The organism is Cytobacillus mangrovibacter (genome assembly GCF_042865275.1).
In the GTDB taxonomy this organism is placed as follows: domain Bacteria; phylum Bacillota; class Bacilli; order Bacillales; family Cytobacillaceae; genus Cytobacillus; species Cytobacillus mangrovibacter.
Genome location: NZ_JBIACJ010000017.1, coordinates 1 through 12,401 on the forward strand (window position 1 = coordinate 1; position 12,401 = coordinate 12,401).

Genomic DNA, 12,401 nt, shown 5'->3' on the forward strand with positions numbered 1-12,401 from the left:
TGCGGAAGGGATAAGTGCTGAAAGCATCTAAGCATGAAGCCCCCCTCGAGATGAGATTTCCCATAGCGTCAAGCTAGTAAGACCCCTGAAAGATGATCAGGTTGATAGGTTTGAGGTGGAAGCGTGGTGACACGTGGAGCTGACAAATACTAATCGGTCGAGGACTTAACCAAAAACGAAAGGCGAAGGCGACTGTTCAGCTTTGAGAGACGTTGGAAAGCCAGCACTGCAAATCCCGCTTTTGGATTTGTAGGGATGGATTGAAACGGCCGAAAAGCTAGGAGCCGTAGCTGGACAAAATGAATAAATGATTACTCTATCTTCTTCTTCTGCATTATCTAGTTTTGAGGGAACAAACCTCAAAAAAATAGTCTGGTGACGATAGCGAGAAGGTCACACCCGTTCCCATCCCGAACACGGCAGTTAAGCTTCTCAGCGCCGATGGTAGTTAGGGGCTGTCCCCTTGTGAGAGTAGGACGCCGCCAGGCAAAGTGAAAGAGTACCCATAAGGGTGCTCTTTTTTTGTCTAGAAAACTAATAGGATGACTACTGTTAAGCATTGATTATGTTTGAAATATTTACTCCGTTTAAAGGTTTAGGAGGTAAAAAAAGGGGGAAAATTAATAATACCTGTTCGTTGCAACGTAATATATACTTATGTATAATTAAAGTCAAATATAGTCAAAGTCAGATTAGGAGGAGGAATGATGAGAAATATCTCAGATATAATTGAGAATTATTTAAAGCAGGTTTTGGAAATGAGCGAGAGGGAGCTTGTTGAAATTAAACGAAGTGAAGTTGCAGATAAGTTCCAATGTGTACCATCCCAAATAAATTACGTCATTAATACAAGGTTTACGATTGAGAAGGGCTATGTAGTAGAAAGTAAACGGGGGGGTGGGGGATATATTAGAATTATGAAAGTGCAATCTTATGATCACGCTCATTTAATTGATCAAATTCTAACTTTAATAAAGGGTCGGTTAACTCAGAATAGTGCGGAGGATGTAATTTTTCGACTTGTAGATGAGGAAATTATTACAAAGAGAGAAGCGAAAATAATGCTAAGTGTGATTGACCGCTCCGTTCTGTATATTGATCTCCCATATAGAGATGAACTCCGTGCAAGAATGCTAAATGCAATGTTAACAACTTTAAAATATAAATAAAACAGCGAGCTCGAGAGGTGAAAACATGATATGCCAAGAATGTAATCAAAGACCGGCAACGCTGCATTTTACCAAAATAGTAAATGGCGAAAAAGCTGAATATCATTTATGTGAAAAATGTGCTCAGGAGAAGGGCGATATGTTCATGTTTAATGGGACATCAGGCTTTTCTATTAATAACTTGTTAACTGGATTACTTAATATGGATCCAACGATACACAAAAAAGAGCAAGATCCATTTTTTCAGGAAGAAATTCTGCAATGTGATCAATGTTCCATGACATTTCAGCAATTTATCAAAGTAGGCAGGTTTGGCTGTGCAAATTGCTATCAAGCCTTTGAAGAGCAACTTAAACCAATTTTAAAAAGACTTCAAAGCGGAAATTTATCGCATAATGGCAAGATTCCTGCTAGGGTGGGCGGAAGCCTCCATTTAAAAAAGAACATTGAGGAATTGAAGTATAAGCTTAAAGAGCTAATTTCTAAGGAAGAGTTTGAACAAGCAGCAGGGGTAAGAGATGAGATACGTTTGCTGGAAAGCCAATTAAGTACAAATCATGAAGGAGGGAAGTAAGCTTGTCGCTAGAACGATTCATCAATCAAGCTGTCAGCTCCTGGATGAGTGCGGAGGGACCAGACTCAGATATTATATTAAGCTCAAGAATCCGGCTGGCTAGAAATATAAAACAATTTAAGTTTCCAATCCTTTTTACTAATGATGAAGCTAAGTCAGTTATACAGAAAGTAAAAGAAAGAGTGGATGACTCATCTTTTACAAAGCTCGGGAAATTGGAGCTGTTATTAATGGATGAACTTCAGCCGCTTCAAAAAAGAGTTCTCATGGAGAAGCATTTAATTAGTCCACATCTAACCGAAAATTCTCCCTTTGGCGCTTGTCTACTTTCTGAGAATGAAGAATTAAGCATTATGATTAATGAAGAGGATCATATTCGAATACAATGCTTATTCCCAGGTTTTCAATTATCAGAGGCGCTGGATATGGCTTATGAAATTGATGACTGGTTAGAGGAAAAGCTTGATTATGCCTTTGCTGAAGGTGTCGGGTATTTAACTAGCTGTCCGACAAATGTAGGGACCGGGTTAAGAGCTTCAGTGATGATGCATTTGCCTGGGCTTGTATTAACACAGCAAATGAATCGAATTATTCCTGCAATTAATCAATTAGGGTTAGTTGTTAGAGGAATTTATGGTGAAGGCAGCGAAGCTTTAGGGAATATATTTCAAGTATCTAACCAAATGACACTTGGGAAATCAGAAAGAGATATTGTTCAAGATCTGATAAGTGTGGTGAGCCAGCTCATTTCACAGGAAAGATCAGCACGAGAAGCATTAGAGAAAACTTCTAACATACAATTAGAAGATAGAGTATTCCGTTCGTTTGGGATTTTATCAAACTCACGAATTATTGAATCGAAGGAAGCAGCAAGATGTTTGTCAGATGTTAGGTTAGGTATCGATATGGGGTATCTAATCGATATTTCAAAGAATATATTAAATGAACTTATGATTTTGACACAGCCTGGATTTTTACAACAATATGCAGGTGGGCCATTAAGGCCGCATGAAAGGGATATCCGACGAGCTTCTTTAATAAGAGAAAGATTAAAAATGGAGAATCACTGATAGGAGGATAATCATATGATGTTTGGTCGTTTCACAGAAAGAGCCCAAAAAGTATTGGCATTAGCACAAGAGGAAGCCATTCGTTTAGGACATAATAATATTGGAACAGAGCATATACTTCTAGGTCTTGTACGTGAAGGAGATGGCATTGCAGCGAAAGCCCTTTACGCGCTAGGACTTGGTTCTGACAAAATCCAAACTGAAGTGGAGAACCTAATTGGCAGAGGGCAGGATCCATCCCAAACACCGAATTATACGCCAAGAGCTAAAAAGGTGATTGAACTCTCAATGGATGAAGCAAGAAAACTAGGGCATTCCTATGTAGGGACTGAGCATATACTTCTTGGTCTTATTCGAGAAGGTGAAGGTGTAGCAGCAAGAGTGCTTAACAATCTAGGAGTTAGTCTTAATAAAGCCCGCCAACAAGTATTGCAGTTATTAGGGAGCAATGAATCTGGAGGCCATCAGGGTGGTTCATCTGCTAACGCCAATACGCCGACACTTGATGGTTTGGCAAGAGATTTAACAGCGATTGCGAAGGAAGGAAGCCTTGACCCTGTTATTGGCCGAAGCAAAGAGATTCAGCGTGTAATTGAAGTACTAAGCAGAAGAACGAAGAATAATCCAGTCCTAATTGGAGAGCCGGGTGTGGGTAAAACGGCGATCGCTGAAGGACTTGCTCAGCAAATTATTAATAACGAGGTTCCAGAAACGCTTCGTGATAAAAGAGTCATGACGCTTGATATGGGAACAGTTGTTGCAGGAACAAAGTATCGTGGTGAATTTGAGGACCGTTTGAAGAAGGTAATGGATGAGATCCGCCAGGCGGGAAATATTATCTTATTCATTGATGAGCTGCATACATTAATTGGTGCAGGTGGCGCAGAAGGAGCAATTGATGCTTCGAATATACTTAAGCCATCACTTGCTCGTGGTGAATTGCAATGTATTGGTGCAACAACACTTGATGAATACCGGAAATATATTGAAAAAGATGCTGCATTAGAAAGACGTTTCCAGCCAATTAGAGTGGATGAACCAACATCTGAAGAGTCAGTGCAAATTCTATATGGCTTGCGTGACCGATATGAAGCTCATCATCGTGTAACGATAACCGATGCAGCGATTGATGCAGCTGTTAAACTATCAGATCGTTATATTTCTGACCGTTTTCTTCCTGATAAGGCAATTGACCTTATTGATGAGGCAGGTTCAAAGGTTCGCCTGCGGTCCTATACAACACCTCCAAATTTAAAAGAGTTAGAAGTAAAACTTGAAGACGTCCGTAAAGAAAAAGATGCGGCAGTGCAAAGCCAAGAATTTGAAAAGGCTGCTTCTTTACGAGATACGGAACAGCGTCTTCGTGAACAGCTGGAAGAAACGAAAAAAACATGGAAAGAAAAGCAAGGAAAAGAGAATAGCGAGGTAACAGTTGAAGATATTGCAAGTGTTGTATCTAGCTGGACCGGCATTCCTGTTTCTAAGCTAGCAGAAACAGAAACACAAAAGCTTCTAAATTTAGAAGAAATCCTTCATTCGCGATTAATTGGTCAAGAAGAGGCAGTCAAAGCCATTTCTAAAGCTGTCCGCCGAGCAAGGGCAGGACTAAAAGATCCGAAGCGGCCAATTGGTTCTTTCGTATTCCTTGGCCCAACAGGAGTTGGAAAAACAGAGCTTGCACGTGCATTAGCTGAAGCGATGTTTGGTGATGAAGATGCAATGATCCGCATTGATATGTCTGAGTATATGGAGAAGCATTCTACTTCACGTTTAGTAGGATCACCTCCTGGATATGTAGGATATGAAGAAGGTGGACAGTTAACAGAAAAGGTTCGCAGAAAGCCATACTCAGTTGTCTTATTAGATGAAATTGAAAAGGCGCATCCAGATGTTTTCAACATTCTTTTACAAGTGCTTGAGGATGGGCGTCTGACTGATTCAAAAGGAAGAACGGTAGATTTCCGCAATACTGTTTTAATCATGACTTCCAATGTTGGGGCAGAGGCGCTTAAACGCAATAAATATGTCGGTTTCAATATTCAAGACGGGGAACAAGATTATAAGGATATGAAATCGAAGGTTATGGAAGAAATGAAAAAGGCATTTCGTCCAGAGTTCGTCAATCGTATTGATGAAATCATTGTCTTCCATGCATTAGAAAGAAAGCATCTGAAAGAAATTGTGACATTGATGTCCGATCAATTGACTAAACGATTAAAAGAGCAGGATATTGATATTGAATTAACTGATGCAGCGAAGGAGAAGATCTCTGTCGAGGGGTATGACCCTGAATATGGAGCGCGGCCACTGCGCAGAGCCATTCAAAAGCATATTGAAGACCGTCTATCAGAAGAATTGCTTAAAGGAACTGTTTTGACAGGACAAAAGGTTATCATTGATGTACGTGATGGAGAATTTGTCGTGGAAACAGGAGCATTAGATGTTGCGGCTACTTTGCAGAAGTAAAGTATGGAAATAAAGAAAGAAGGTGCACGTATAAAAAACGTGTGCCTTCTTTGTAATTAGTAAAGTCTAAAGAGCGTATAATATAATTCTGGGATCTGTATTTATTGAAAATCAACAGATAGAAGGCAAGGGTTGATTGGAGAGGAAGAAATAGAATGGCAAAAAGAAAAACAAAGTTTATGTGTCAGGAATGCGGGTATGAGTCACCTAAGTGGATGGGGAAATGCCCTGGCTGTGGTGAGTGGAATAAGATGGTTGAAGAGGTGGAGAAAGCATCTAACTCAAGAAGAGGTGCCTTTGCACATTCGCAAGGAACAACTGTTCTTTCAAAGGCTACCCCCATTAATTCTATTGAGACGGTTAGTGAGCCAAGGATCTATACAGATCTAAAAGAACTTAATCGCGTACTTGGTGGAGGAGTAGTAAGGGGGTCTTTAGTATTAATTGGAGGCGATCCCGGGATTGGAAAATCGACACTTCTATTACAAGTCTCTTCCCAATTGGCTAATAAGAATCACTCTGTTTTATATATATCAGGTGAGGAATCGATGCGGCAGACGAAACTGCGGGCAGACCGTTTAGGCGTTTCTTCAGATAAATTATTGGTTTACTCGGAGACAAGTCTTGAAGAAATCAGCAGGACCATCGAACAAGTCAATCCAAGCTTTGTCATCATTGATTCCATCCAAACAATTTTTCATCCTGAGGTAACTTCAGCACCGGGCAGTGTCTCTCAAGTGCGGGAATGTACAGCGGAATTAATGAGAATTGGAAAAACAAAGGGAATTGCTATTTTTATAGTCGGGCATGTTACAAAGGAAGGCTCGATTGCAGGGCCGAGATTATTAGAACATATGGTAGATACTGTTCTTTATTTTGAAGGGGAACGCCACCATACATATCGTATTTTACGAGCAGTAAAAAACAGGTTTGGGTCAACAAATGAAATGGGGATTTTCGAAATGAAGGAATTTGGACTGGAAGAGGTAGAAAATCCGTCTGAAATCTTTTTAGAGGAAAGATCCCAAGGTGCGGCAGGATCAACGGTTGTTGCATCGATGGAAGGGACACGTCCTGTTCTAGTTGAAATTCAAGCGCTTATTTCTCCTACCAGCTTTGGGAATCCAAGAAGAATGGCAACGGGGATTGATCATAATCGTGTTCCTTTACTAATGGCCGTATTAGAAAAACGTGTAGGAATGCTGCTCCAGAATCAGGATGCTTATTTAAAAGTTGCTGGCGGTGTCAAGTTAGATGAGCCGGCTATCGATTTAGCTATTGCCGTCAGTATTGCTTCCAGCTTTCGTGATAAGCCGACTAAGGCCACAGATTGCATCATTGGTGAGGTTGGATTGACCGGTGAAGTTAGAAGGGTATCAAGAATCGAGCAGAGGGTTCAGGAAGCGGCGAAGCTTGGTTTTGAAAGAGTAATCCTGCCTGCCAATAATCTTGGGGGCTGGAGTAGTCCAAAAGGAATAGAATTGGTTGGCGTGAGCTCTGTTAGTGAAGCATTAAAAGCAACATTAGGAGGTTGAAGAATGGAAATGAAAAAGCTTGGTGAAAAAACGATGAGTGAAATCCTTCAATTTATGGCTCCAGGAACCCCGATAAGAGAAGGGATAGATAATGTCCTTCGTGCGAATACAGGAGGATTAATTATTCTTGGGAGTAAAGACAAGATAACCCACATCGTTGATGGGGGATTTCAGATTAATTCGCCATTCTCACCAAGCTACTTGTATGAGTTAGCTAAAATGGATGGAGCTATTGTTTTGAACGAGGAAGGCAATAAGATTCTAATTGCTAATGCTCAACTGGCCCCAGATCCAAGCATTTCTTCTACAGAAACAGGCATGCGCCATCGAACTGCCGAAAGAGTAGCGAAGCAAACGGGATCATTAGTAATCGCTATCTCCCAGAGACGAAATGTCATTACTTTATATAAGAGTCATCTACGCTATGCATTAAGAGATATTGCGGTTATTCTAACAAAAGCAAATGTTGCCTTGCAGACCCTTGATAAATATAAGGTTGTTTTGGAGCAAAGCATTACCAATTTAAGCGTACTGGAATTTGAAGAACTGGTTACATACTGCGATATTATTAATGTCTTTCATAGCATCGAGATGGTTTTGAGAATTAAGACTGAATTGCTCGCTTATTTAAATGAACTAGGAATTGAAGGAAGGCTCATTCGTTTACAAATGAATGAACTCTTGTTGGATATTGAAAAAGAAGCAGAGTTGATCATCAGCGATTATTCATATTCAAAAGATATTAGCACTAGTGAGATATTTGCCAAATTACAGGAGTTATCCACTGGAAAGATCCTTGAGGATTCTGTCATCCTCAAGCTTTTAGGCTATAACGGGTATATTCATACAGATGAATATAAGTGTCCACGAGGCTACCGGATGCTTTCAAAAGTGCCCCGCTTGCCACCAGTAATCATAGAGAACCTGATTATTCGGTTTAAGGATTTGCCAGCCATTGTTGCTGCATCGGTTGAAGAATTGGATGAAGTAGAGGGAATAGGAGAAGTACGGGCAAGGAAAATAAAGGATGGTTTAAAGTTGATAAAAAATCAACTTTTAGCAGACCGGCAGCTATAAAGTGACTATTGAACTACAATACTCAATATGATAAAATATTCGTTTGTTTTATTTGACACTAGATTGTTAATGGTGCTAACCTTAGGCTGTAGCCCTATTATTGATTATTAATTTTATGCTACTATAATTTATTTCATCGGTAAAAATCCCCTTACTTAGGGTTTCAATTTTTAGAATTTGTTTATAATGAATAAAAGGAGGTGAAGGAATGTTAAAACGTATTGTTCAAGCATGCTTCCTTATTATTGGGGTTACGCTGGGGATATTTTTGATTCCTGATTTATTGAGATTAATATCACTGGATGACATGACTTTGTTAAATAACCCTTATATGTCTGCCGTGCTAGGTGCAATTATTTTTTATCTTATTTCTTTTTGGGCAGTTGATTATGTCGTTAATTTTGTAAAATGGGTAGAGGAATCGCTTGTAAAAATACCGATTACCGATATTATCTTTGGAAGTATCGGCTTAGTATTTGGTCTAATCATTGCCTTTTTGATTGGTTATGCGTTGAATGCCATTGAAGTACCGATTTTAAATACGGTTGCTCCAATTGTGCTGACCCTTATATTTGGTTATTTAGGGTTTCAGGTAGGTTTCAAAAAACGTGATGAGCTTCTTAATCTATTCTCAAATCGAAAGAAAAAGACAAATGAAGAAGATCCTGAAGCTACTTCGAAAAACGAATTGAAAATATTAGATACAAGCGTCATTATTGATGGCAGAATCGCGGATATTTGCCAAACTGGATTTCTTGAAGGAACGATTGTCATTCCGCAGTTTGTTCTAGAAGAGCTGCAGCATATTGCTGATTCCTCTGATGTGTTGAAAAGAAATAGAGGGCGAAGAGGGCTAGATATTTTAAACCGGATTCAAAAAGAACTTGCAGTGAAAGTAGAAATCTACGAAGGTGATTTTGAGGAAATCCAGGAAGTAGATAGTAAGCTTGTGAAGCTTGCAAAAATTACAAATGGAATAGTAGTGACAAATGACTTTAACTTAAATAAAGTTTGTGAGTTTCAAGGTGTATCTGTCTTAAATATTAATGACTTGGCTAATGCTGTAAAACCTGTTGTGCTTCCAGGAGAAGAGATGAAAGTCCAAGTGATTAAGGATGGAAAAGAACAGAATCAAGGGATTGCCTATCTAGATGACGGCACAATGATTGTTGTTGAGGATGGTCGCGACTATATTGGCAAGTATATCGATGTATTAGTAACAAGCGTCCTGCAAACCTCAGCTGGACGAATGATCTTTGCTAAACCGAAATTATTAGAAAAGGCATTATAGAGATAGGGGTTTGTTTTTTATGGCTTATCAAGTCATTATTCCTGCAGCTGGTCAGGGGAAGAGAATGGAAGCAGGAAAGAATAAGGTGTTGCTAGAGCTTAATGATCTGCCTATTTTAATTCATACGTTAAATGTTTTTCAGATGGATAAAGCGTGCGACGGTATTCTTCTTGCTATCAATCCAGAAGAAGAAGAAGAGATGAAGATGCTCCTTGAGGAAAATCAAATAACGAAGATACTTGCTTTTGTTCCAGGAGGGAAAGAGCGGCAGTACAGTATTCATAATGCATTAAAACAGGTGAAAAAGGATGGGATTGTGCTTGTGCATGATGCTGCAAGACCATTTGTCGACAAGGAGCTCTTCCGTCCGCTAATAGAAGCTGCTGAGAATAAAGGGGCTGCTATTTTTGCCGTCCCTGTTAAAGATACGATAAAAAAAGCCGCCGGAGATATCGTTGCTGAAACGGTTGAACGTACAAGCTTGTGGGCTGTTCAAACCCCGCAGGCTTTTCGTATTTCCATTTTGAAGGAGGCCTATCAGAAGGCAGAAGAAGAAGACTTCCTTGGCACAGATGATGCAAGTTTAGTAGAGCGTCTTGGGCAAGAGGTAGTGATTGTGAAAGGGAATTATGACAATATCAAGCTGACAACACCTGAAGATCTGTACTTTGCTGAAGCTATTATCAGGAAACGGGAGCAAAGGTTGTAATCATTTGCGTAAAGGAGAATATATAATGTTTCGAATTGGACAAGGCTTTGATGTACATCAATTAACGGAGGGACGTCCACTTATTATTGGTGGTATAGAAATCCCTTATGAAAAAGGTTTAGCAGGTCATTCAGATGCGGATGTCCTATTACATACAGTCGCTGATGCTTGCTTAGGTGCGATCGGTGAAGGGGATATTGGAAGACATTTTCCTGACACAGATCCCGCTTTCAAGGATGCGGACTCAGCAAAATTATTAGAGCATGTGTGGATGCTTGTAAAGGAAAAAGGGTATGAGCTTGTCAATGCAGATTGTACAATTATTGCCCAAAAGCCGAAAATGGCACCGTATATTGAGCAAATGAGAGTACGAATTGCCGAATTATTAGAAACAGAACGTGAAAATATTAATGTAAAAGCAACAACTACAGAGCAGCTCGGATTTACAGGCAGAGGCGAAGGAATCGCTTCACAGGTAGCTGTGTTATTACAAAAAAGATAGTTTTTAAAGCTAATTGTTAATTTATGCATCCTGTTGATTGGAGCGGAATTCAACAGACCAGTCTAACGAAACAAAAAAATAGCATGACAACACTTGATTTTGCACTTTATCACTGAAAATTCCGGTGCTAAAATAGATGAAGAGTGAGAAGAAATATTTAGGAGGCAACAGTATTATGTCAAACGATATTCGCGTACGTTATGCCCCGAGTCCAACTGGACATTTGCATATCGGTAATGCTCGTACGGCATTATTTAATTATTTATATGCCCGTAATACAGGCGGAAAGTTCATTATCCGCATTGAAGATACAGATAAGAAGCGGAATATTGAAGGTGGAGAAGAAAGTCAGCTTAAGTATTTACAATGGCTTGGCATTGATTGGGACGAAAGTGTAGATAAAGATGGTGCTTTTGGCCCGTATCGTCAATCTGAACGGAATGCCATTTATGAGCAATACTATAAAGAGCTCTTAGAAAAGGGCCATGCATATAAATGCTATTGTACGGAAGAAGAAATTGTGGCAGAGCGGGAAGCACAGGTTGAAAAAGGTGAAACACCTGCTTATTCTGGGAAGTGCCGCCACTTAACTCCAGAGGAACGTACGAACTTAGAAGCTGAGGGAAGACAACCGAGCATTCGCTTTTTAGTTCCGAAAGGGAAAGTATTTACGTTCACTGATATGGTGAAAGGTGAGGTTTCATTTGAAGCAGATGGAATTGGCGACCATGTTATTGTTAAAAAGGATGGAACACCAACTTATAATTTTGCTGTAACAGTTGATGATCACCTAATGGAAATTTCCCATGTATTAAGAGGAGATGACCATATTTCTAACACGCCAAAGCAGCTGATGATTTATGAAGCATTGGGCTGGGAAGCTCCGGTATTTGGCCATATGACATTGATTGTGAATGAAAGCCGCAAGAAGTTAAGCAAGCGTGACGAGTCTATCATTCAATTCATTGAGCAATATGAAGAGCTTGGCTATTTACCAGAGGCACTATTTAACTTTATTGCTCTATTGGGATGGTCGCCATCTGGAGAAGAGGAAGTCTTCTCTAAGGATGAATTTATTACTATTTTTGATGCAAACCGTTTATCGAAATCTCCTGCTCTTTTTGACAAACAGAAGCTAACATGGATGAACAATCAATATGTGAAGAAGCTTGATATTGATCGACTTGTTGCGATCTCCTTGCCGCATCTTGTGAAGGCTGGTCGGGTAAATGAGCAAAGAACAGAAGCAGAAGAACAATGGGTGCGCAGCTTAATTGCCTTATATCAGGAAAAAATGAGCTTTGGTGCGGAAATTGTTGAGCTAACAGAAATCTTCTTTACAGAAGAGACTGTTTTGGATGAAGAGGCGGAAGCGGTCATTAAAGAAGAGCAAGTTCCGGAAGTCCTTGCTGCATTCTTAAGTGAAATTGAGCAGTTAAGCGATTTTAAAGCAGAAGAAATTAAAGCAGCGATGAAGGCTGTACAAAAGGCTACAGGTCATAAAGGGAAAAAACTCTTCATGCCGATCCGGGTAGCTACAACAGGGCAAACCCATGGACCAGATCTTCCACAAGCAATTGAGCTTCTAGGGAAGGAAAAAGTAAAAACAAGAATAATGAGTATTTTGGGTTAACATATTGACTAAAATGTAATATAGTAATAAGTAATTCAATAAATGAAAGTGTAGAAGAGGAAAAGTAAGATCATGATGCTTTTTAGAGAGAACCATCACCGGCTGAAAGTGGTTTAAGCCTCTCATCGTTCTGAAGTGCCCCTCTGAGCCTTGTTTCGAACACTATAAAGCTGTCTGGCTACTAGGAATAATTTTTCCAAGGTGCTTGTGCTTTTTAAAGTAGGAATGAGCGGAACTCCATCCGTTAACAGGTTAAAGTTGAGACTAGTAAAGTCTAAACAGAGTGGAACCGCGCGTAAAAGCGTCTCTGTCCTTAATGGCAGAGGCGCTTTTTTTTATTTCAGGATAAGAAAGTTTAACTTTTCGCCTATCAAA

10 protein-coding genes, 2 rRNA genes and 1 other annotated feature are annotated in these 12,401 nt (G+C 39.7%); all 12 genes read left to right on the top strand.

Annotated features, from left to right (window positions below):
- Positions 1–173, top strand: a 23S ribosomal RNA gene (locus ACFYKT_RS19955); the annotation flags it as partial.
- A gap of 198 nt (positions 174–371) precedes the next feature.
- Positions 372–488, top strand: a 5S ribosomal RNA gene (gene rrf, locus ACFYKT_RS19960).
- 219 nt (positions 489–707) lie between these two features.
- The gene (locus tag ACFYKT_RS19965; RefSeq protein WP_389223161.1) at positions 708–1,169 is read left to right on the top strand and encodes a CtsR family transcriptional regulator; all 462 of its coding nucleotides are present in this window, start codon (positions 708–710) and stop codon (positions 1,167–1,169) included.
- Between the two features lie 25 nt (positions 1,170–1,194).
- A complete protein-coding gene (locus tag ACFYKT_RS19970) occupies positions 1,195–1,743 on the top strand; it encodes a UvrB/UvrC motif-containing protein (protein WP_389223164.1) in 549 nt (182 codons plus the stop codon).
- Between the two features lie 2 nt (positions 1,744–1,745).
- The gene (locus ACFYKT_RS19975) at positions 1,746–2,813 is read left to right on the top strand and encodes a protein arginine kinase (RefSeq protein WP_389223167.1); all 1,068 of its coding nucleotides are present in this window, start codon (positions 1,746–1,748) and stop codon (positions 2,811–2,813) included.
- Between the two features lie 15 nt (positions 2,814–2,828).
- Positions 2,829–5,279, top strand: a complete 2,451-nt coding sequence (clpC, locus tag ACFYKT_RS19980) for an ATP-dependent protease ATP-binding subunit ClpC (protein WP_389223170.1) — start codon at positions 2,829–2,831, stop codon at positions 5,277–5,279.
- Between the two features lie 155 nt (positions 5,280–5,434).
- Positions 5,435–6,814 (top strand): DNA repair protein RadA, encoded by a 1,380-nt coding sequence (radA, locus tag ACFYKT_RS19985; protein ID WP_389223173.1) that lies wholly within the window; start codon positions 5,435–5,437, stop codon positions 6,812–6,814.
- Positions 6,815–6,817: 3 nt separating this feature from the next.
- Complete coding sequence (gene disA, locus ACFYKT_RS19990) at positions 6,818–7,891, top strand: DNA integrity scanning diadenylate cyclase DisA (protein WP_389223176.1); 1,074 nt, start codon at positions 6,818–6,820, stop codon at positions 7,889–7,891.
- A 208-nt stretch (positions 7,892–8,099) separates the two neighbouring features.
- Positions 8,100–9,182, top strand: coding sequence for a PIN/TRAM domain-containing protein (locus tag ACFYKT_RS19995; RefSeq protein ID WP_389223179.1), 1,083 nt, complete (start codon positions 8,100–8,102; stop codon positions 9,180–9,182).
- A gap of 19 nt (positions 9,183–9,201) precedes the next feature.
- Positions 9,202–9,891: a 2-C-methyl-D-erythritol 4-phosphate cytidylyltransferase gene (gene ispD, locus ACFYKT_RS20000; protein ID WP_389223182.1), complete on the top strand. Its 690-nt coding sequence runs from the start codon at positions 9,202–9,204 to the stop codon at positions 9,889–9,891.
- Between the two features lie 25 nt (positions 9,892–9,916).
- Positions 9,917–10,393: a 2-C-methyl-D-erythritol 2,4-cyclodiphosphate synthase gene (ispF, locus tag ACFYKT_RS20005; RefSeq protein ID WP_389223185.1), complete on the top strand. Its 477-nt coding sequence runs from the start codon at positions 9,917–9,919 to the stop codon at positions 10,391–10,393.
- A 175-nt stretch (positions 10,394–10,568) separates the two neighbouring features.
- Positions 10,569–12,026, top strand: coding sequence for a glutamate--tRNA ligase (gltX, locus tag ACFYKT_RS20010; protein ID WP_389223188.1), 1,458 nt, complete (start codon positions 10,569–10,571; stop codon positions 12,024–12,026).
- 42 nt (positions 12,027–12,068) lie between these two features.
- Positions 12,069–12,338, top strand: a binding site (T-box leader).
- The last annotated feature ends 63 nt before the right edge of the window (positions 12,339–12,401 follow it).

Excerpts from the sequence above, each read along its gene's own strand:
- ACFYKT_RS19970 (WP_389223164.1), top strand. The coding sequence starts at position 1,195 with ATGATATGCCAAGAATGTAATCAAAGACCGGCAACGCTGCATTTTACC.
- ispF (WP_389223185.1), top strand. The coding sequence starts at position 9,917 with ATGTTTCGAATTGGACAAGGCTTTGATGTACATCAATTAACGGAGGGA.
- ACFYKT_RS19965 (WP_389223161.1), top strand. The coding sequence starts at position 708 with ATGAGAAATATCTCAGATATAATTGAGAATTATTTAAAGCAGGTTTTG.
- ispD (WP_389223182.1), top strand. The coding sequence starts at position 9,202 with ATGGCTTATCAAGTCATTATTCCTGCAGCTGGTCAGGGGAAGAGAATG.
- gltX (WP_389223188.1), top strand. The coding sequence starts at position 10,569 with ATGTCAAACGATATTCGCGTACGTTATGCCCCGAGTCCAACTGGACAT.
- clpC (WP_389223170.1), top strand. The coding sequence starts at position 2,829 with ATGATGTTTGGTCGTTTCACAGAAAGAGCCCAAAAAGTATTGGCATTA.
- ACFYKT_RS19995 (WP_389223179.1), top strand. The coding sequence starts at position 8,100 with ATGTTAAAACGTATTGTTCAAGCATGCTTCCTTATTATTGGGGTTACG.
- disA (WP_389223176.1), top strand. The coding sequence starts at position 6,818 with ATGGAAATGAAAAAGCTTGGTGAAAAAACGATGAGTGAAATCCTTCAA.
- radA (WP_389223173.1), top strand. The coding sequence starts at position 5,435 with ATGGCAAAAAGAAAAACAAAGTTTATGTGTCAGGAATGCGGGTATGAG.